Annotated in this window: 20 protein-coding genes and 1 pseudogene; 11 read left to right on the forward strand and 10 right to left on the reverse strand. The window is 33.5% G+C overall.

The genetic code is table 11. The features are described from left to right. Position 1: 1 nt before the first annotated feature. The 8 genes from purM to purE are packed head-to-tail and all read right to left on the reverse strand — an operon-like array spanning position 2 to position 7,907. Complete coding sequence (gene purM, locus AB1J10_RS08410) at positions 2 to 1,030, reverse strand: phosphoribosylformylglycinamidine cyclo-ligase (protein ID WP_107365343.1); 1,029 nt, start codon at positions 1,028 to 1,030, stop codon at positions 2 to 4. Further along, the gene (gene purF, locus AB1J10_RS08415; protein WP_070038035.1) at positions 1,023 to 2,510 is read right to left on the reverse strand and encodes an amidophosphoribosyltransferase; all 1,488 of its coding nucleotides are present in this window, start codon (positions 2,508 to 2,510) and stop codon (positions 1,023 to 1,025) included. Before purF ends, purM begins: the two co-directional genes overlap by 8 nt. After that, positions 2,489 to 4,678 (reverse strand): phosphoribosylformylglycinamidine synthase subunit PurL, encoded by a 2,190-nt coding sequence (gene purL, locus AB1J10_RS08420; RefSeq protein ID WP_070038038.1) that lies wholly within the window; start codon positions 4,676 to 4,678, stop codon positions 2,489 to 2,491. The genes purF and purL overlap by 22 nt, the downstream gene beginning before the upstream one ends. Beyond that, a complete protein-coding gene (gene purQ / locus AB1J10_RS08425; RefSeq protein WP_046207895.1) occupies positions 4,671 to 5,342 on the reverse strand; it encodes a phosphoribosylformylglycinamidine synthase I in 672 nt (223 codons plus the stop codon). Before purQ ends, purL begins: the two co-directional genes overlap by 8 nt. Then, positions 5,342 to 5,602: a phosphoribosylformylglycinamidine synthase subunit PurS gene (purS, locus tag AB1J10_RS08430; protein ID WP_019468141.1), complete on the reverse strand. Its 261-nt coding sequence runs from the start codon at positions 5,600 to 5,602 to the stop codon at positions 5,342 to 5,344. The genes purQ and purS overlap by 1 nt, the downstream gene beginning before the upstream one ends. A 1-nt stretch (position 5,603) precedes the next feature. Beyond that, on the reverse strand, positions 5,604 to 6,305 hold the full coding sequence (gene purC / locus AB1J10_RS08435) for a phosphoribosylaminoimidazolesuccinocarboxamide synthase (protein WP_070038040.1): 702 nt from the start codon (positions 6,303 to 6,305) through the stop codon (positions 5,604 to 5,606). Then, positions 6,305 to 7,438: a 5-(carboxyamino)imidazole ribonucleotide synthase gene (purK, locus tag AB1J10_RS08440; protein WP_070038042.1), complete on the reverse strand. Its 1,134-nt coding sequence runs from the start codon at positions 7,436 to 7,438 to the stop codon at positions 6,305 to 6,307. The genes purC and purK overlap by 1 nt, the downstream gene beginning before the upstream one ends. Beyond that, a complete protein-coding gene (purE, locus tag AB1J10_RS08445) occupies positions 7,425 to 7,907 on the reverse strand; it encodes a 5-(carboxyamino)imidazole ribonucleotide mutase (protein WP_064209115.1) in 483 nt (160 codons plus the stop codon). The genes purK and purE overlap by 14 nt, the downstream gene beginning before the upstream one ends. 204 nt (positions 7,908 to 8,111) lie before the next feature. Between purE and folD the strand changes: the two genes are divergently transcribed. From folD to rihC, 7 genes are all read left to right on the forward strand, one after another. Then, positions 8,112 to 8,969, forward strand: coding sequence for a bifunctional methylenetetrahydrofolate dehydrogenase/methenyltetrahydrofolate cyclohydrolase FolD (gene folD, locus AB1J10_RS08450; RefSeq protein ID WP_046207899.1), 858 nt, complete (start codon positions 8,112 to 8,114; stop codon positions 8,967 to 8,969). A 595-nt stretch (positions 8,970 to 9,564) separates the two neighbouring features. Further along, entirely contained in the window at positions 9,565 to 9,882 is a 318-nt protein-coding gene (locus AB1J10_RS08455; protein WP_070038044.1) for an immunoglobulin-like domain-containing protein, read from the forward strand. Positions 9,883 to 10,146: 264 nt separating this feature from the next. Then, entirely contained in the window at positions 10,147 to 11,268 is a 1,122-nt protein-coding gene (gene qoxA / locus AB1J10_RS08460) for a cytochrome aa3 quinol oxidase subunit II (RefSeq protein WP_046207901.1), read from the forward strand. Then, on the forward strand, positions 11,268 to 13,256 hold the full coding sequence (gene qoxB, locus AB1J10_RS08465; protein ID WP_046207902.1) for a cytochrome aa3 quinol oxidase subunit I: 1,989 nt from the start codon (positions 11,268 to 11,270) through the stop codon (positions 13,254 to 13,256). Before qoxA ends, qoxB begins: the two co-directional genes overlap by 1 nt. After that, positions 13,246 to 13,851: a cytochrome aa3 quinol oxidase subunit III gene (gene qoxC / locus AB1J10_RS08470; protein WP_046207903.1), complete on the forward strand. Its 606-nt coding sequence runs from the start codon at positions 13,246 to 13,248 to the stop codon at positions 13,849 to 13,851. The genes qoxB and qoxC overlap by 11 nt, the downstream gene beginning before the upstream one ends. Then, positions 13,848 to 14,138 carry a cytochrome aa3 quinol oxidase subunit IV gene (gene qoxD, locus AB1J10_RS08475; protein ID WP_046207904.1) on the forward strand — a complete coding sequence of 97 codons (291 nt, stop codon included), beginning with the start codon at positions 13,848 to 13,850 and terminating at the stop codon, positions 14,136 to 14,138. The genes qoxC and qoxD overlap by 4 nt, the downstream gene beginning before the upstream one ends. Before the next feature lie 158 nt (positions 14,139 to 14,296). Continuing rightward, complete coding sequence (rihC, locus tag AB1J10_RS08480) at positions 14,297 to 15,205, forward strand: ribonucleoside hydrolase RihC (RefSeq protein WP_064209116.1); 909 nt, start codon at positions 14,297 to 14,299, stop codon at positions 15,203 to 15,205. A gap of 393 nt (positions 15,206 to 15,598) precedes the next feature. Here rihC and AB1J10_RS08485 read toward each other — a convergent pair whose 3' ends face one another. Both AB1J10_RS08485 and AB1J10_RS08490 read right to left on the reverse strand, forming a co-directional pair. Further along, a complete protein-coding gene (locus AB1J10_RS08485) occupies positions 15,599 to 16,777 on the reverse strand; it encodes a serine hydrolase domain-containing protein (RefSeq protein WP_046207906.1) in 1,179 nt (392 codons plus the stop codon). Positions 16,778 to 16,795: 18 nt separating this feature from the next. After that, positions 16,796 to 18,454 (reverse strand): phospho-sugar mutase, encoded by a 1,659-nt coding sequence (locus AB1J10_RS08490; RefSeq protein ID WP_064209117.1) that lies wholly within the window; start codon positions 18,452 to 18,454, stop codon positions 16,796 to 16,798. A gap of 456 nt (positions 18,455 to 18,910) precedes the next feature. Between AB1J10_RS08490 and AB1J10_RS08495 the strand changes: the two genes are divergently transcribed. The 4 genes and pseudogenes from AB1J10_RS08495 to AB1J10_RS08510 form a co-directional block, all read left to right on the forward strand. After that, complete coding sequence (locus tag AB1J10_RS08495) at positions 18,911 to 20,212, forward strand: LCP family protein (RefSeq protein ID WP_046207908.1); 1,302 nt, start codon at positions 18,911 to 18,913, stop codon at positions 20,210 to 20,212. Between the two features lie 22 nt (positions 20,213 to 20,234). Further along, the gene (locus AB1J10_RS08500; protein ID WP_019468155.1) at positions 20,235 to 20,705 is read left to right on the forward strand and encodes a DUF2538 family protein; all 471 of its coding nucleotides are present in this window, start codon (positions 20,235 to 20,237) and stop codon (positions 20,703 to 20,705) included. Between the two features lie 78 nt (positions 20,706 to 20,783). After that, a complete protein-coding gene (locus tag AB1J10_RS08505) occupies positions 20,784 to 21,206 on the forward strand; it encodes a GNAT family N-acetyltransferase (protein ID WP_070038052.1) in 423 nt (140 codons plus the stop codon). Positions 21,207 to 21,442: 236 nt separating this feature from the next. Further along, positions 21,443 to 21,996: pseudogene (locus tag AB1J10_RS08510) on the forward strand (GW dipeptide domain-containing protein); the annotation flags it as partial.

Genomic DNA, 21,996 nt, shown 5'->3' on the forward strand with positions numbered 1-21,996 from the left:
TTCATACCCCCGTCAAATGAATTGGCGCTTCACTTTTAACAATTTCACCAATTCTATATGCATTTACTTGTGCTTGTTGTAACGAATTTAATACTTTAGCTTCATCATTAGCATCAATAACTAAGGTGAAACCGATCCCCATATTAAATACATTGTACATTTCTTTAGTCGAAATATTGCCTTGTTTTTGCAACCATTCAAATATCTTTGGTGTTGGAAATTGAGTTACATCAATTTTTGCACCTACACCCTCAGGCAATGCTCTTGGGATATTTTCAATAAATCCGCCACCAGTAATATGCGTCATCGCATGTATGTTTACGTGTTCTTTTACAGCTAATACAGGCTTGACATATAGTCGTGTTGGTTCTAAAAAGATATCTAAAAATGTGTGGTTTTGATCAAATTTGTCTTGTAGATTAATACCTGATTTTTTTATTAAATTACGTACCAAGCTGTAACCGTTAGAGTGTATACCACTTGATTCAAGACCTATTATTACATCACCTGGTTTCACGGCTGAACCGTCTATATACGCTTCTTTTTCAACAGCTCCTACAGCGAATCCTGCTAAATCATATTCACCTTCATGATACATTTCACCCATTTCAGCTGTTTCGCCACCAATCAGTGCTGTATTTGTAGCTTCACAACCGTCACTAACCCCTTTAACAATCTGTTCAATAACTTCTGGAACAACTTTATGTGTTGCAATATAATCTAAGAAATACAATGGTTCTGCACCAGTTGTTAAAATATCATTGACACACATCGCTACTGCATCAATACCTATCGTATCGTGTTTGTCATTATCAATCGCTAACTTTAATTTAGTACCAACACCATCTGTTCCAGATACGAGTAATGGTGCTTTCATATTTAACTGTGATAAATCGAATGTAGCACCAAAACCGCCTAATCCACCTAAGACTTCTTTACGCATTGTTCTTTGAACATGACTTGACATACGTTCAACCGCTTCATAACCTGCACTAATATCAACACCTGCTTGTTGGTATGCTTTAGACATTTAAATTACCCTCTCTATCAAAGTATTGTTTATGATTTGCTAAATATTCTTTTTGACGTTCGCTTAAATGTTCAAAATAATCTTGTTCATAATCATAAAGACCAGCAGGATAATCACCTGTAAAACTTTCTACACATAATCCTTTATAAGGAGCATCTACATCAAGACCAATTGAATCTATTAAACCAGCTACAGTTAGATAGGCCAGAGAATCTGAACCAATATGTTCACTGATTTCTGATGGTGATTTGCTCGCTGATATGAGTTCAGCAGTAGTTGAAACGTCTATACCATAAAAGCTTGGAAACATAAATTCAGGAGAAGCAATACGTACATGCACTTCATTAGCTCCAGCATCTTTTAGCATTTGTACTATACGCTTACTTGTCGTGCCTCTAACAATAGAATCATCCACTAAGACGATATTTTTGCCTTGTACGATATCCTTTACTGCCGATAATTTGACCCTTACACCTTGCTCTCTTAATTCTTGAGTTGGTTGAATAAATGTACGCGCTACATATTGATTTTTGACTAACCCCATCTCATATGGCAAACCACTTTGTTCAGCATAACCAGAGGCTGCTGAGAGTGAAGAATTAGGTACACCAATAACCATATCTGCATTTTCAACTGGACTTTCTAACGCTAATTGTTTACCAGATTGTTTACGAATCGCATGAACATTTTTTCCTGCAATAGTTGAATCTGGTCTAGCAAAATAAATATACTCCATAGCTGATATCGCCGTATTCGTATGTCTCGTATAAGACTCTACTCGAATACCTTCATCATTGATAACCACATATTCACCTGCATGGATATCTCTTACATACGTTGCACCTAAAACATCTATAGCACAAGTTTCACTTGCGATGATGTAAGCACCTGTTTTCATTTTTCCTACAACTAAAGGTCTGATTGCATTTGGATCAACAGCACCATATAATGCATCTTTTGTTAATAACGCAAATGTAAAACCACCTTTTATTTTTCGTAAACTTTCCTGTAACGCTGCTTCAAAGGTTGGCGCTTTACTTTTACGAATTAAATGCATGATTACTTCAGTATCTGAAGAAGAATGGAAAATAGAACCTTGATGCTCAAGAGATTTTCTTAAACTTTGTGCATTTATAAGGTTTCCGTTATGACAAACTGCGACACTCATATCATAAAAATGGTACAAAAATGGCTGAATATTCTCTATACCTTTATTCCCCGATGTCGCATATCGTACATGACCAATCGCATGTTGATAGGACTTAAATGATTCCAACTGCGTATCTGAAATGGCTTCAGTCAATAAGCCAAGCCCTCTTTCTCCAGTGAGTTTTTGTCCATCAGAACACACCATACCTGCGCCTTCTTGACCTCTATGTTGTAAACTATGTAAACCCATATACGTCAATTGTGCTGCTTCATGATGATTCCAAATACCAAAAACGCCACATTCTTCGTTTAATCCGTTGTAGTCATACATTTAGGAATTGCTCCTTCCCACTGTTCATTCAATTGTTTCACATCACGTGAAATTAACGTGTCCCCGTTAGAAACTACAAATTTTCCATCTTCTGTTAATGTACCAACTTTAATAGCATCTGCGATATCTAAAGGTTGGTCACCTTTTACTGCTACTACATAACGCCCTTGCGTTTCACTGAATAATTGCTCATTTTTTAGATTTAAAGTTACATTTAAGCCCATTTGATAATGTGCACTGATACGAGCAAAAGTCATTAACAGGCCACCTTTACCCACTGTTTGTACGTGGGATGCTATACCATTACGTATTGCCCTTTTAATCGACTCTCCTCTTTTGACTTCATTTGATAAATCAATGGTTTCAACTTCATGATTCACCTTACTGAAAAGTAATTTCTCAATTTGACTCCCACCAAAATCGCTAAATGTATCGCCTACAACATAAAGCGTATCACCCACTTTTGGCGTAAAATCATTGAAATAATCAATTTCTTCAATCAAACCAACCATACCTACGACTGGTGTTGGGAATATTGAAGTTTCTTTTGTTTCGTTATACAAGGATACATTGCCAGAAACGACTGGTGTCTTTAATATTTCACAGGCTTCAGCCATACCTTTAGTAGAATCTGCTAATTGTTGATAAATTTCTTTTTTCTCCGGTGATCCATAATTCAAACAATCGGTCATCGCTAAAGGTGTAGCACCTACAGAAATCAAATTACGGTATGCTTCTGCTACTACCATCTTTCCGCCTTCGTATGGATGATTAAAGACATATCGTGCTTCACCATCTATCGTAGAAGCAATTGCTTTATTTGATCCTTCAACACGAACAACTGATGATTGTAAGCCCGGTTTGACAATAGTATTCGCACCAACTTGTTGATCATACTGCTCGTATAAATAACGTTTTGAAGCAATCGTTGGATGAATGAGTAAACGATTAAATACATCTTCGACATCTATGTCACTGTATTCATTTTTAGGTTCATTATATTGAGGAGTTTCACCTTCAAGCACGTAAACAGGTGCTTCATCTGACAATGGCTGTACGGGTATATCAGCGAAAATTTCATCTTCATATGTAAGTACAAAACGATCTGTATCTGTAACTTCACCGATAACAGCACTATCTAATTCATGCTTATCAAATAAATTTAAGAATTTATCTTCAGATCCTTTTTCAACTACTAATAACATGCGTTCCTGAGTTTCAGAAAGCATCATTTCATAAGGTGAAATACCTTTTTCTCTTGTTGGAACTTTTTCTAATTGTAGATGTAAACCACTTCCACCTTTAGCAGCCATTTCAGAAGATGATGATGTTAATCCTGCTGCCCCCATATCTTGGATACCTACTAGCTCATCAAATGTTATTGCTTCTAAAGTTGCTTCCATTAATTTTTTTCCAACAAATGGGTCACCAATTTGTACTGAAGGTCTCTTACTTTCACTATCTTCACTTAGTTCTTCAGATGCAAAAGTAGCACCGTGAATGCCATCACGTCCTGTTTTTAATCCCACATATATAACTGAATTACCGGAGCCTTTAGCAGTACCTTTTTGAATTTTATCGTGATCAATGATACCTACGCACATTGCATTGACCAATGGATTGCCATCATATCTATCATCAAATACTATCTCACCCGCAGTTGTTGGAATCCCAATACAATTGCCATAACCGCCAATACCGGCTACTACACCACGTAATAATCGACGATTTTGTTTTTCTGACAATTCACCAAAGCGTAAACTATTTAATAAATTTATTGGTCTAGCACCGATTGAAACAATATCTCTTATAATGCCTCCTACCCCAGTAGCAGCACCTTGATATGGTTCAACAGCAGAGGGATGATTATGTGATTCAACTTTAAATACTACTGCTTGGTTGTCACCAATATCTACGACGCCTGCACCTTCACCAGGCCCCATCAACACATGTGATCCTGACGTTGGAAACTGAGTTAAAAATGGCTTGGAATGTTTATAAGAACAATGTTCACTCCACATGACAGAGAAAATACCAGTTTCAGTAAAATTGGGCTCACGACCTAAAATTTCACATACTTTATCGTATTCTGACTCCGATAAACCCATATCTTTATATCGTTTTTCTAATTTGATTTCTTCCACACTTGGTTCGATAAACTTAGACATTTTGTTCCCTCCAACTATTAACCATTGCTTCAAATAACTTAACGCCACTATCAGTACCTAATAAAGATTCCATCGCACGTTCAGGGTGCGGCATCATTCCACAAACATTTCCGTTTTTATTTACAATACCTGCAATATCATTGTAAGAACCGTTGGGGTTATCCTTGTATTTTAAAATGATTTGATTGTTTTCTTCTAATCTGTCATACATTTCTGATGTACAATAGTAATGACCTTCCCCATGCGCTACAGGATATACTACATTTTCATTCTCTTCATATAAATTAGTGAAAGGTGTATGATTATTGACTACTTTTAGTAGTTCATTACGACTTACAAATAAATGTGAATCATTATGCAATAATGCACCTGGCAGCAAACCTATTTCTGTAAGAATTTGAAATCCGTTACAAACACCTAATACAGGTTTCCCTTCTTTAGCGAAACGTTTCACTTCTTCAGTGATAGGTGCAACACTTGCCATCGCACCTGAACGTAAATAGTCACCAAAAGAGAAACCACCAGGTATTAAAACACCGTCAAAACCTTCTAAAGATGTATTTCTATAGTCGACATATTCTGCTTCTACACCGGATTTCAATGCTGCATTATACATGTCCCTATCACAATTGGATCCTGGGAATTTTAGCACTGCAAATTTCATTATGCTTTCTCCCCTTCTTCCAATACTTTATAGCTATATTCTTCAATAACGGTGTTTGCAAAAAGTTTTTCGCTTAAAGTTGTAACGACATTGTGAACTGCAGCATCAGTAGCTTCATCAACTGTCATGTACAGTAATTTACCAACACGTATATCATTAACTTGTGTGTATCCTAAATCATGTACTGCGCGATTTAAAGCTTGTCCTTGTGTGTCTAATACTTGTGGCTGTAATGTGATATGCAATTCAATTGTTTTCATTTTATAGTTCCTCCAATTTATTAAGAAAAGTTTGATAAGTGTCTATGATTGAACCAGTATCTTCACGATAAACGTCTTTATCGAAATTTGTATCACTATATTTATCCCAAATGCGACATGTATCTGGTGAAATTTCATCTGCTAATAAAATTTGGCCATTCGTGCTACGTCCAAACTCTATTTTGAAATCTACGAGTCTTAGATCCATATCATCCATTAATTCAAGCAATACTGAATTAATTGTTATTGCTGCATCTTTTAATTTTTCAATTTCATCTTTACTAGCTATATTTAATAATTGTATGTGATCTTCTGTAATTAAAGGGTCATTTAAATCGTCGTTTTTATAAAAGAATTCAACTAATGGGCTTTCAAACTCATGACCTTTATCAAAGCCTAATCTCTTTGTTATAGAGCCTGCAGCAATATTTCTAACTACGACCTCTAATGGAATAATGTCTACAGATTTTACGAGTTGTTCAGTTTCTGATAGTTGTTCGATAAAGTGACTATTAATATCACGATCTTGAATAAGACTGAAAATTCTAGAAGTAATTTGATTATTTAAACGGCCTTTACCTTCTATAAAATCTTTTTTGGCACCATTACCAGCTGTGACTTCATCCTTATATTCAATTCGAAGTACATCTGATTGTGCCGTAGAAAAAATTCTTTTCGCTTTTCCTTCATATAACAAAGACATTAGCCATGTCTCCCTTCAAAATGATTTAGTAAAGTTTGTTCTGTTTGTTCTACATTGTTTGTAAGCATTGTAAGATGACCCATTTTACGGTCAGGTTTACGACTTGATTTTCCATAAATATGTACATGCCATTCAGGATGATCGCCGAATTTATGTTCTAACAGATCTAAATCTCTTCCTAATAAGTTCATCATTACACTAGGTTTTAATAATTCGATTTTTTCTGGTAAGTGTTGACCTGTCACTGCTAATATATGTGTATCAAACTGCGAATAATCACACGCTTCAATTGAATAATGTCCTGAATTATGAGGTCTAGGTGCAATTTCGTTCACAAACAATTGATTGTTTGAATCGATGAAAAACTCCACTGTAAACGTACCTACAAAGTGAATATGTTTGATGATCTTTTCAACTTCATTTCGTGCTAATTGTTCAATTTGTGAATCCACACGTGCAGGCACAACAGTCTTAAATAATATTTGGTTTTGATGTTCATTCTCTTGTAACGGGAAGTACGTAATTTGATTATTGTTACCAATCGTTACCGTTAAAGAAACTTCTTTTTGTAGATTTAAAAATTTTTCAGCGACACATTCTTGCTTTTCAATTAACGCTTTTGCATTGTCCAAATCTGTTTCATTTGTAATAAGTAATTGTCCTTTTCCGTCGTATCCACCAAATCTTGTTTTTATCATAAAAGGAAAACCAATTGTTTCTATAGCTTGAGATAACTCATCTGGGTCAGTTAATTTTATAAATGGTGCTACTTGAGTTCCAGCACCTTGCAAGGTTTGCTTTTCAATCAATCTATCCTGTAACAGTTGTATAGCTTGATAACCTTGAGGAATATTATATTGAGAAACTAATGTTTGTAATTGATGCGCAGAAATATTCTCAAACTCATATGTGATAACGTCGGACAATTCACCTAGTTGAATAAGCGATTGTTCGTCATCATAGTTTGCTTTTATAAATTGATGCGCTACATATTGACATGGACAATTTTCATCAGGATCTAAAACGATAACTTTATAACCCATTTTCTGTGCAGATTGTGCCATCATTTTTCCTAATTGCCCGCCACCAATAATTCCAATCGTTGATCCAAATGTCAGTTTATTGAAGTTCATGTTGCATATCACTCACTTTCTCAACCAATAATTTTTCATAATTTTCCAAATTCTTTTGGATAACTTTATTACCAATGCTGAGCATTCTTGCAGCAAGTATTCCTGCATTTTTGGCTCCAGATTTGCCTATAGCTGTCGTTGCCACTGGAATACCACCCGGCATTTGGACAATAGATAGAAGAGAATCTAATCCTTTTAAACTTTTAGATTCTATTGGCACACCAATTACTGGTAATGTCGTCATTGAAGCAACCATACCTGGCAAGTGTGCTGCTCCACCAGCACCTGCAATAATGACATCATAGCCATTGTCTCTAGCTCCTTTTGCAAATTCATACATTAATTGAGGCGTACGATGTGCGGAAACAACTTTCTTTTCGTACGGTATATCTAGTTGTTCTAACATTTGACAACTTTCTTTCATAGTCTCCCAGTCGGAAGAACTACCCATTATGACTACCACTTTCAAAATGAACACCCTTTCAGAAATTTGAAATGTTACGTCTATTAGATGTATATTACAGATATAGCATAACAACTAAAAATCGCTTTTTCAATCAAAAATCGAACTTTAAAGCAAAAAAATCTTTAAATTTTCGTCTTTTGGTTGAAAAACATGATGTTAATTATGTTAAAGTTAAGTAAAGTTCATACATTGGAGGAGGATTTTTTCATGGTCGCAAAAATTTTAGACGGGAAACAAATCGCAAAGGATTATAGACAAGGTCTAAAAGATCAAGTCGAAGCTTTACAAACTAAGGGTTACACGCCAAAATTATCAGTAATATTAGTAGGTAATGACGGTGCTAGTAAAAGTTATGTGAATTCTAAAAAGAAAGCTGCAGAAAAAATAGGCATGATTTCTGAAATCGTACATTTAGATGAAAGTGCTAGTGAAGAAAAAGTATTAAGTGAACTTCAACGCTTAAATGAGGATGACAGTGTCAGTGGCATATTAGTTCAAGTGCCACTACCAGATCAAGTTAGCGAACAAAAAGTTCTAGAATCAATTAACCCCGCTAAAGATGTTGATGGATTCCATCCTGAAAATATAGGTAAATTATATATTGACCAACAAACTTTTGTACCTTGTACACCTCTTGGTATTATGGAATTGCTAAATCATGCTGACATTGATTTAGAAGGAAAAGATGCTGTTGTTATAGGTAGAAGTCATATTGTAGGTCAACCAGTATCAAAACTGTTATTACAAAAAAATGCATCAGTAACGATACTTCACTCAAGAACTAAAGACATGCACCAACATTTAAAAAACGCTGATATTATCGTTAGTGCTGTTGGACGTCCTGGACTTGTTACTAAAGAAGATGTTAAAGAAGGTGCAGTTGTAATTGATGTTGGTAATACACCAGATGAAAACGGAAAATTAAAAGGTGATATTGCCTATGATGAAGTTAAAGAAATTGCTGGTGCTATTACACCTGTACCTGGTGGCGTTGGCCCAATGACTATTACAATGGTATTAAACAATACACTTATGGCCGAAAAAATGCGTAGAGGTATTGAATAACAATCACACGCTTAATTTAAAAACATTTTAATAACAGGCAAAACTGAGATTTCATATCTCAAACTAATGAATAAACGTCAATTTCTAGGTGATTACAATAGAAATTGACGTTTATTTTACTTTTATGAAATATAGGCCGTGTTGATCTACTATCTTCCTTATATAAAACTTCAAATCATTTTTTACAAAACGAACAAATTGCGTAAGTGAGAATTGTTTGTAAGCTGAAGTTCAGTTAAATATTTTATACTTTTCAATTCAAATCATATATGGCCAGATAAGCAGACAAAATCTTTTTTCGTAAAATCAGATTTCTTTCCCACGCTCATATTCATTTTTAAACCATCTCCTAAAACAGTTCTTAAATTATTAAAACATCCATCAATAAGGTTTTATTCAAAAACACTCAATTTTCTTTAGTAGTTTTTACGTTTTTTAAAAATTTATTACAGTTAACTTAATTTTTTCGAAAAATTATAACTTAATTTACACAATTACGTTATATTAAGACTATAGTACGATGTAATTTCTATCAAAATAAAATATAGTGTATTTAAGATAAAAAATAAATGACGCTCATACGGAGGTTTACGTTATGAATAAATTAATGCAGTCATTATCAGCACTCGGGGTATCTGCAACCCTTGTTTCACCTAATCTAAGTGCAGAAGCTACAGAAAATTCTATCCCCGAATTAAAAGGAACAAACGATGTTATCATCGATAAAGGAAATAACTATAATTTATTAAATGGCGTACGTGCCTATGATAAAGAAGATGGTGACTTAACGCACAAAATTTCAGTAGATGGAAATATTAACACTGAAAAAGAAGGCAAATATAAAATTGAATATACTGTAGAAGATTCAGAAGGTGCAACGAATAAATCAGTAAGATATATTGAAGTAAAATAAATAGTATATGAATACATATGTCACGATGAAATTCACTTCAAACAATTAATTTTGGTGTGAAATTATCCTATCGCCTAAAATATGACACTTTTCACAAAATGTACACATAATTTTAACAAATCTTTGAAAGCCCGTCAGACGTTGAGTTTGTTGGGTTTCTTTTAATTTTACAATAATTTTTTTTGCACAAACACTTGTAAATATTGCGTAATATCTTAAAATTGATGGTAAGCCCTACAATTGTAGTATTAGGAGGTCAAAAAAGTGTCAAAATTTAAGTCTTTGCTTCTACTCTTTGGCTCACTAATTATACTTAGTGGTTGTTCAAATGTAGAAGTTTTAAACCCAAAAGGGCCGGTAGCAAGTGACTCGAAGTTCTTGATTATTTATTCAATCATCTTCATGCTTGTTATTATTGCCGCCGTACTTATCATGTTTGCTCTGTTCCTATATAAATATAGATTACACAAAACAGACGAGTCTGGTAAGATGCACCACAATTCTTTAATTGAAACAATTTGGTTTATCATTCCGGTGATCATCGTTATCGCTTTAGCGATTCCTACAGTAAAATCGCTTTATATGTATGAAGCTAAACCGGAAAAACAAGACGATCCACTTGTTGTCTATGCAACAAGCGCTGGTTATAAGTGGTTCTTCAGTTATCCTGAAGAAAAAATCGAAACTGTTAACCACCTAACAATACCTAAAGATCGCCCTGTTGTCTTCAAACTCCAATCAATGGATATGATGACAAGTTTCTGGATACCACAATTAGGTGGTCAAAAATACGCGATGACTGGTATGACAATGGATTGGACATTAACTGCTAGCGAAGAAGGTACGTTCCGAGGACGTAACTCAAACTTCAACGGTGAAGGATTCGCTCGTCAGACATTTGATGTTAATTCTGTTAGCCAAAGTAAATTTAAGGATTGGGTAAAAGATGCTCAAAGTCAAAAGAAATTAGATCAAGATACTTTTGATAAACAACTTTTACCAACTACTGAAAATAAAAACTTAACTTTCAGTGGTACGCACATGGCGTTTGTTGATCCAGCAGCTGATCCTGAGTATATTTTCCATGCTTATGATCGTTTCAATTACGTACAGAAAGATCCAAACTTCAATACACCTGAAGAAATTAAAAAAGATGTATTGGATAAACCGAATAAACCTGCACGTAAACCTCAAATCACAAACGCAAACTATGAACGTCATGGTATGAAAGCTATGATTCTAGGCAATAATGAACCATATGATAGTGAATTCAAAGATGAAGAATCACATAATATGGATGAAATGGAAAAAATCTCAGAAGGTGCTAAAGATGAAAAAGCATCTAAAGCTGAGAAAAAAGACCATGAACATGGAGGTGGACATTAATGAATTTCCCATGGGATCAATTACTCGTTCAAGGTAACTGGATGATTACAATGGCGCAGATTGGTGCACCGTTTGCTATCATCGCAGTAATCGCAGTAATTACTTACTTTAAATTGTGGAAATATCTATACAGAGAATGGTTCACGTCTATTGACCATAAAAAAATTGGTGCTATGTATTTAATCTGTGCTGTATTAATGTTCGTACGTGGTGGTATTGATGCCCTAATGATGCGTACACAATTAGCAATTCCAGATAATACATTCTTAGAAGGAAATCACTATAATGAAGTCTTTAGTACGCACGGCGTAATAATGATTATCTTTATGGCGATGCCTTTCATCTTTGGTTTATGGAATGTTATTGTACCTCTTCAAATTGGTGCAAGAGACGTTGCATTCCCTGTATTAAATAACGTAAGTTTCTGGTTATTCTTCTCTGGTATGTTGTTATTCAACCTATCATTTATAATCGGAGGCTCACCTGCAGCTGGTTGGACTAACTATGCACCACTCGCAGGAGAATTCAGTCCAGGACCTGGGGTTAACTACTACCTTATCGCAATACAGATTTCTGGTATAGGTACCCTAATGACTGGTATTAACTTCTTTGTAACAATACTTAGATGTAAAACACCTACAATGAAATTTATGGAAATGCCAATGTTCACGGTTACTACTTTCATTACAGCATTAATCGTTATTTTGGCTTTCCCAGTATTGACAGTTGCGCTAGCACTGTTTACAACAGATAGAATCTTCGATACTGCATTCTTTACAGTCGCAAATGGTGGTATGCCAATGCTATGGGCTAACTTCTTCTGGGTATGGGGGCACCCCGAAGTTTATATCGTTATCCTACCGGCATTCGGTATTTATTCAGAAATTATTCCAACATTTGCACGTAAACGTCTGTTTGGTCACCAAAGTATGGTGTGGGCAACAGCAGGTATCGCATTCCTTAGTTTCTTAGTTTGGGTTCACCATTTCTTCACTATGGGTAATGGTGCATTAATTAACTCATTCTTCTCAATCACAACTATGCTGATTGGTATACCAACAGGTGTTAAATTATTTAACTGGTTATTCACTTTATATCAAGGTAGAATTACATTTGAATCGCCTATGCTATTCGCATTAGCATTCATTCCTAACTTCTTACTTGGTGGTGTAACTGGTGTTATGCTTGCAATGGCAGCAGCCGACTATCAGTACCATAATACGTACTTCTTAGTTGCTCACTTCCACTACACATTAGTAGCTGGTGTTGTATTTGCTTGTTTAGGCGCACTCATTTTCTGGTGGCCTAAGATGACTGGATTTAAGTTAAACGAGACATTAAACAAATGGAGTTTCTGGTTATTCATGATTGGATTTAACGTTTGTTTCTTACCTCAATTCATCCTTGGATTAGATGGTATGCCACGTCGTTTATACACTTATATGCCAGAAGATGGATGGTGGTTGCTAAACGCAATCTCTACTGTCGGTGCATTAATGATGGCACTAGGCTTTATGTTCTTAGTTGCTAGTATCGTATATAGTTTCTTCAAAGCACCACGTGAAGCTACTGGTGACAACTGGGATGGCTTAGGACGTACATTAGAGTGGTCAACTGCTTCAGCAATGCCACCTAAATACAACTTTGCTATTACACCAGATTGGAATGACTACGATACATTTGTAAATATGAAAGAACACGGTAGACACTACTTAGATAATCACAATTATTCTGATATCCATATGCCAAATAATACGCCAGTTGGTTTCTGGATGGGAATTTTCTTCACAATCGGTGGATTCTTCCTTGTCTTTGAAACTATACTTCCAGCCGTTATTTGCTTAATAGGTATCTTTGGTACTATGATTTACCGCAGTTTCCAAGTAGACCACGGTTATCATATTCCAGCTTCTGAAGTAGCAGAAACCGAAAAACGTTTACGTGAAGCACGTATTAAAGAAAGGGAGGCTGTAAGTCATGAGTCATGATGCAAACACTATTGATCAACGTTCGCATGAAGGTAATTTAAATAGACTTGGCTTTTGGGTATTCCTTACAGCGGAAGTCTCATTATTCGGTACGCTATTCGCAACCCTATTAACGCTTCAACACGGTGGCGATTATGGCGGTAAAATGACAACTGAAATGTTCGAATTACCCCTAATTTTAATAATGACATTTGCGTTATTAATTAGTTCTTACACTTGTGGTATTTCTATTTACTATATGAGACAAGAAAAAGCAAAATTAATGACAATATGGATGATTATCACTTTACTATTCGGAGTAGTGTTCGTAGGCTTTGAAATTTATGAGTTTGCTCACTATGTCTCAGAAGGTGTTAACTTAACTATTGGTTCTTACTGGTCTAGTTTCTTTATTCTTTTAGGAACACATGGTGCCCACGTATCTCTAGGGATTGTTTGGATTACATGTCTATTAATTCAAGTTGCAATGCGTGGATTAAATAAAGATAATGCTCCTAAATTATTTATAGTAAGTTTATATTGGCACTTCTTAGATGTTGTTTGGATCTTCATCTTCACTGCCGTATATATGATAGGGATGGTGTTTAGCGGATGAATACAATTGTAAAACACACAGTAGGTTTTATTGGCTCAATCGTTTTGACTATTTTAGCAGTATTCGTAACCCTATACACATCAATGGCACTAAATGCTAAGATTACAATCATCTTTGGCTTTGCCTTTATCCAAGCTGCAGTACAATTATTAATGTTCATGCACTTAACTGAAGGTAAAGATGGAAATGTACAAGGGTTTAAAGTTATATTTGCGGTTATCATTACTCTAATTACAGTTATTGGTACGTATTGGGTAATGCAAGGTGGACACTCAAGCCACTTATAATCCCAAAAAGACTTCTCGAAAGAGAAGTCTTTTTTTTATTCACGTATCCATCTCACCTATACCTTTCATTAAATAATTTACTTTGTAACATTTCTTTCTCCAAAAGATGTAGAATATAATTGATAATGCTATTTTTGTAACAGGAGGATTAGATAATTATGAAACAACCAATTATTATTGATACAGACCCAGGTATTGATGATGCAGCAGCGATTAGTTTTGCTTTAAACCATCCAGAATTTGATTTGAAAATGATTTCTACAGTCAATGGTAATGTTGGAATCGAAAAAACAACTGCTAATGCATTAAAAATCAAACGTTTCTTTAATAGCGATGTACCTGTACATAGAGGTGCTTCACAACCACTTTTATCAGCTATTGTAGATGCAAGTGAAGTACATGGTGAATCGGGAATGGAAGGATATACTTTCCCAGAAATCAATGAAAGTGATCTCGATTCTACTCATGCTGTTGAGGCCATGCGAGATGTTTTACTCAAAAGCGAAACGCCTATCACACTTATTCCTATTGGCCCATTAACGAATATTGCATTATTATTAATGACTTATCCTGAAGTGAAAGCATACATTAAAGAAATTGTATTAATGGGTGGCTCAGCATCTCGAGGTAATGTAACACCATTAGCTGAATTTAACATTTATTGTGATCCTGAAGCTGCTCAAATCGTATTTAATTCTGGCCTACCTATAACAATGATAGGATTAGATGTTGCTAGAAGTTCTAGTTTGACACATGAAACAATTAATGAACTAAAATCAATCAACGAGACTGGTAAGATGTTGCATCAGTTATTCAAACATTATAGAGGAGACGATTTTGAAAAAGGTATTAATGTATACGATGCTTATACATTGCTTTATCTACTGCATCCAGAACACTTTGTTGTACGAGAAGCTGATGTGCAAATTGAAACAGATGGCAAATTAACCAAGGGTGCTTCAGTAGTTGACTTCAAATCTCAATTTCCTAATACAACCGTAGTAATGTCAGTACAAGCAAATATCTTTAAGCAGATGTTTATCGATGCTTTAAAGTATTGTAAGTAAAATTTTAATACACAAATCGCTTGACTCATCTTTTATTATTTACAATTTTTGATCATATGTATGAACTCAGATTCGTAATTAATCATATCTACGACAATCCAGTCTGCATCTTACAAAACAAAAAAGTATTTATTTTGCAGAAAAACTAACACACCTTTTCTAAGGAAATCCATGGACAAACTAATTTAGCGAGATATATCATGCATGTATTTATCTCTAATTAACATTACCGTATAAAAAGCATGCATTTTGCGAAACATGAACTATAATTTGTCCTCAAAACATAAACAACTTATTATAAAAGAAAAACCGTCAATTTCTATCGTGGTTTGATAGAAATTGACGGTTATGTTTTAATCAGTGATATTAACACACACCTATCACTATTCCCTTTCAATACAACTGTTTTACTCTATTATAATGACCATCTTGATGTAATAACTTAAAGTAAATATGTTTCATTTTATATTCATTATTCATTTTGCCGTTGTCATAATTCGTTGCTAGTACAATAACATAATTATCATTAAAATATACTGTGAATATATTGCCGAAAAAAATGCCATTAATTCTATTTTTATCAGCAAAAGAATAAAAGCCGTATCGGTATGGTCTAGGATATTGTGTAGTCAAACTTTCATGAATAAAAGGCATGGTCGTTGTTTCGTCAAAAATTCTATTGTCTTGTAAATTTAATACCACTTTCCCCATATCATAAGGAGACATGTAAAGGTTACCTGCCCCATCATATTGATTTAATATATTAGGTTTTTGACGAATACGTCTTCCAGTTAATTTATCATTTTTATAACCAACAGCCATATATTTTTGAAAATTTAAATTACTATAACGTGCCGTATATTCTAAATTATATGGTTTCACTAATCTTTCATTTAAATTCTGCATATAAGACTTATGTGTCACCGTCTCTATTACTTTCGATAATATTAAATAATTAGCATCGTTATATTGATATTTATTATATTCTAAAGGGTTGATACCTCTCTGTTGTATTGCATGTGTTGCATCATTTAAATCTTTAAATTTTGGATTAGCTTTATATTTATATAACCCACTTTGATGTAACATTAGTTGCTTAATCGAAAGTGGATAAATTGAATCAAACCATTCTAAATAATGCTTTACTGGCGTCATCATATGAATCTCGTCTTCAATTTCTAATTGTTTTAACATGATACCTGTCAAAAATTTTTGTGCTGAGCCAATTAAAAACATCGTATTAGCATTATTTTCTTCACTCTTTTCAAAATCTTGATAACCATAGCCTTTATTCAATTTAAGTTTACCTTTTTCAAAAAGCGCAATGGTACCATTAAAATGAGTTTGTTCCAAATATTCATCTATTTTATTAATTTGTGGATGTTTGTGATCAACGACTGTTTTTAACTTTTTTTGTTTCTTAGATGATTGTTTTTCATTTTCCTTGGTTGAAATCTTTGAAGGACTAATATAATCTTTCATTTGTTTATAGTGTCTATAACCAGTAAAACTTAAAACCAAAAATATGAAAATGATTAAAACAATGATTATTTTATATTTGTTGACTTTCATGTTGTTGCCTCTTTGTTGTTATTTTATATGATTGATATATTCCTCTTTAAATTGATTTGTTAAAGCATCAATATCTTCTATATTTAATGAGAAATACAACTTGATTTTAGGTTCAGTACCAGAAGGTCTCAATGCAATGAAACCTTCATCAAAAATAAAGCGAATTAAATTGGTTTCAGGTAATGATAATGCCTCAGTACTACCCTCTCTTAAATTTTTAATGGTACCTAATTGGTAATCCTCAACTTGTGCTACTTCAAGACCACAAATCGTTGAAACATCTTTATTTCTAAATTGATCCATTATTTTAGTGATTTTTTCAATGCCTTCTGCGCCTTCAAATGTCGGTGATAGAGTTTTATCTTTATATGCACCGATATGCGCATAAATATCTTCTATTGTATCTTTAAATGTCATTCCGTTATTCGCTAATAAATTTTTATATTTGATTAATAAAGGAACCATTTGTATTGCATCTTTGTCTCTTGAAAATGGCTTTGCTAAATAGCCATGGCTTTCTTCAAAAGCAATTAGTAATTGCTTATCTTGATGAGCACTTTCTGTTTCCAATAAATTTGAAATGTATTTAAATCCTGTTAATACATTATTCACTTCTACATCTAATGCTAAGGCTAATCTTTCCGCAAGTTCACTTGTGACTATAGATTTAATCATGTATAGTTGCTTACCTTCTTCTACTAAATCTTGGAATCTTAATTTAGTAAGCAAAATACCAATTTCATTTCCATTAAAATATCTGTACGTTTGGTCATTATAACGTTCAATTATACCCAATCTATCAGCATCAGGATCAGTCGCTATAATTAATTGTGCATCTGTATCGTTTGCGAGCTTAATACCGCGTTCAAAAACAGCCTCATCTTCAGGATTAGCTATCGCTACAGTTGGAAAATTACCATCTGGGGTTGACTGTTCTTTTTCAATAACAAAGTTATCATAGTTTAATTCTGATAATATATCAGAAGCCAAAGGTAAACTCGTACCATGTAAACTCGTAAGTACGACTTTAGCTTGTTTCTCAGGAATATCCCCTACTAAATCTTTCACTTCATTTTTATAAGCTTCAGTGACTTCATTTGACATATATGTGATTTTATTATCTTCGAGTAATAAATTAAAATCATCTCTATCAATCTGTAGTGGATGCTCAATAGCGTTAATATATTGACTTAAATGTTCTGATTCATTGGGTAATAATTGTCCACCGTTTTGATCGTATATTTTAATCCCATTATAGTTTTTGGGATTATGACTAGCAGTAATCATCACACCTGCACTTGTTTTTAAATATCTCACCGCAAATGATAATTCAGGTGTGGATTTGTAATTTTCTGATAAAATCGTAGTAATATTATTTTGAGCTAAAACAGACGCCATTTCTTCTGAAAATGCTTTCGATAACAATCTTGTGTCAAAATGGATTACGATGGATGGATTATCAAATTTTGCTTTCAAATATTGCGATAAACCCAATGCAACTTTGCGGACTGTAAATGCATTCAATCGACCCGGTCCTAAACCGAAAGTACTACGTATTCCAGCAGTGCCAAATGTTAGGTTTCCGCTAAACCCTTCTTCTATTTCTTTTTCTGTTTGTGCTTCATAAAATTTTTTTACTAAACTTTCATCTAATTTATCCAACCATTCTGATTTCATGGTTATATCCTCCTTGAAACTTCAATATATTAACAATTTATTCATACGGTATTATCTTTGATTTAATTTAATAAATACCAAAAATCGCTATGACTTTAAAATCTCTGCTTAAAAACTTGCTTAAGTAAAAATATTAATATTATCAATCATTGATAACATTTAACATATGCTAATTATATCGTAAGTTTATAAATAAATCATTTTAGCCATGTCGTTTTTCTTAATAATTATTTCTTTTATTTTCATTAAGAATATTTTAATGGTCAACTGTACGCCAATTTATAATTCAAACTTTAGTAGGATAAATTCTTAGTTGATATTTTTTAATGTTAGTTATAAAATTATAAGTTATAGTACAAATTTCTCTTTACAATAATTTAATGAAATAATCAAAAACTTAACATTAGATCAATATTGTAATATATACAAAATCACATACGATGGGGAGCTTCATACATGAATAAATTTTTAAAATACCTTTTAATATTTCTATCTTTAATTCTTGTAGTTGTTCCAGTTATATTTGCCGTTTTATTACTTAAATCGTCACAAGGTGCATTTGAGCATTCATTGAATACGAGCGATACTTCTAGAGAATCAAGTATTCGTGAATCTAAAGTAAACCCGTCTAAAGATCCAATCTCTATTTTATTTTTAGGTATCGATGATAATAGTGGTCGTGAAAAGAATGGGCAAAGTGCTGAACAATCAAGAACTGATGCAATGATATTATCTACTTTTAACGCAGATAAAGAACAAATTCGAATGTTAAGTATCCCACGCGATACAATCAGTTACATTCCCGAAGTCGGCTATTATGATAAAATTACACACGCACATGCATACAACGGCCCTACAGCTTCTATGGATTCAGTAGAAGCTACATTAAATGTGCCCGTTGATTATTATGTAAGAATTAACATGGAAGCATTCGTGGATGCCGTTGATGAACTCGGTGGCATTGAATACGATGTTCCATATAATATTTCTGAACCAAATACAAACGATACAGGAAAAATAAAAGTGAAAAAAGGTCACCAAAAACTAAATGGAGATGAAGCTTTAGCAGTCGCTAGAACACGTCATCAAGATTCAGATTTAAAACGTGGCCAAAGACAGATGGATTTAATTAAAAAGCTATTTATTAAAGCTCAAAAAGCAGATTCATTCAGTAAATTAGATGATGTAATTGAAATAGTAGGTAAAAACGCGAAGCATAATTTAAGTTACAAAGAAGTAAAAGCACTAGCTACATCTTACTTAAAAGATGATGTTAAAATTAAAAGTAAACAGCTAGAAGGTCAAGATGATTATTTAAATGGTGTTTATTACTATAATCCTAATATTAAAAATATACAAGATACTGCAAATCTTTTGCGCAGCGATTTAAATTTACCTAAAATTAAAGATACAGACGATTTCTTAAATAAACGTGTCATCGACTTTTATGGTACACTCGTACCACAAACAGAAATTGATAGTAGTTTATTACGTAAAAATCAAAAAGATAGCTCTGAGGAAGATGAAGACGATTCAAATTCACAATCGGAACAAAATAATTCAAATTCACAAGATCCAAATTCTACAAATGAAAATCAACAAAATAATATGAATCAAACAGATAATAACCAAACGACAGAGCAACCGAACGATTCAAATCAACAATCTGATTACAACCAACAAATAGATCCTAACCAACAGCAGCAGGATCCAAATCAACAACAAAACACACAAGAATTACAAACAAATCTATATTAAGCTGTAGAGAGGAGATCGCGACATGTCACGAAAAACATATGAAAAATTAGCGAATATAAACGGTATGTTTAACGTTTTAGAACAACAATTAATCCATAGTAAGGATATGGCACTTTTTAGAAATGAATTTTTCTATGTTAATCACGCACATCGTGAAAACTATGAAGCTTTACGAATCTACTACAAGGATAGTGAAACCAACCCTGTTGTAGACGGTGCATGTTATATCGTAGCACTACCCGAAATTTTTGATAAAGTTGATGTTTTTGAATCAGAACTACCTTTTTCTTGGGTTTATGACCAAAATGGTATAACGGAAACAATGAAAGAACTTAGTGTACCACTACAATATTTAATTGCAGCAGCCCTTGAAGTAACAGACGTCAATTTATTTAGGCCGTCAGGTTTTACTATGGGGATGAACAATTGGAATATTGCACAAATGAGAATTTTTTGGCAATATACTGCATTAGTACGTCAAGAAGCTCAATAATACATTAAATAACTACCCTATTACATTATAAATGTGATAGGGTAGTTTTATTATATTCAAAAGAAATGAGGTTTTATCATGTTCGAAGTGGTTACTACATCTAAAATGTTGGATGATGCATACGAAATTAGAAAAGCAGTTTTTGTTCATGAACAAGGAGTCCCGCTTGAAAATGAAATAGATCAATTTGAATCTACCGCTACTCATGTCATAGGTTATGATGAACTACACTCCCCTTTTGCAACTGGAAGGTTTAGACCCTATCAAAATGGAGCAAAAATTGAGCGCGTAGCAATTTTACCATCACATAGAAAATCAGGTCATGGCAAAGCTTTAATGCTTTTTATTGAAACAGTAGCAAAAGAACAAGGGTATAATATGTTAACGCTTAATGCCCAATGCCATGCACAACGCTTTTATGAATCTTTAGGTTATAAAGCTTCAGGTGATATTTTCTTAGAAGAAAATATTGAACATATTTTAATGAATAAAACAATTTGAACTAAATAATTTAATAAAGTTGCAGTTAATGTACATCTTTATTATGTAATATTCCAAAGAGTGTAATATTTTAATATATTTAAAATTAGGCGTATTTCCGCCTTTTCTTAAATTATTTCTACTTTTTTAGTGTCTTAATAAGATTAATTTTATATTACAAATCTATGAAATCAATTCAATTAAACTATCTTCGTATTATAATGGTATTAAATATTAATAATAAAAGGGGCAGTTAAATGACTAATAAAAAGTTGAATTATAAGGTACCTTCAATAGTTGCATTGACGTTAGCTGGTACAGCTTTGACAACCCATTATGCACATGCAGCTGATAATACACAAAATCAGAAATCAAATAAAAATGTGTTGAATGATGAAAATACCTTAAAGCAAAGCGAAGAAATAAAATCTGAAGTTAGTAATCCAACGACAAATATTTCAGGGACACAAACATACAATGATCCAAGTCAAGTGCAAGAACTCAAGTCAGATGAACCTGAAAATTATGATGCACAATTAGACGAACTAAACAAAGACACATCAAGTCAAAATACATATTCTACACAAAATCAAGAAAATCAAAATAATTCTGACAGCAATAAAAATACAGATGCCCAAGCAGTAAATAATGATGTTTCTATAAGTACTGATGTGAAAACCGACAGCACTAACGTAGCAGATCAGAATGATGATAACGCTAATGTTGCTCAAGATGATAATGCTTCTGATGTTGCTGACTCTGAGGTCGCTTCTGATGAATCAACTTCTGATTCTACAAACGATAATAGTAC

Source organism: Staphylococcus cohnii species complex 1663 (assembly GCF_041008415.1).
Classification (GTDB): Bacteria; Bacillota; Bacilli; order Staphylococcales; family Staphylococcaceae; genus Staphylococcus; species Staphylococcus ureilyticus.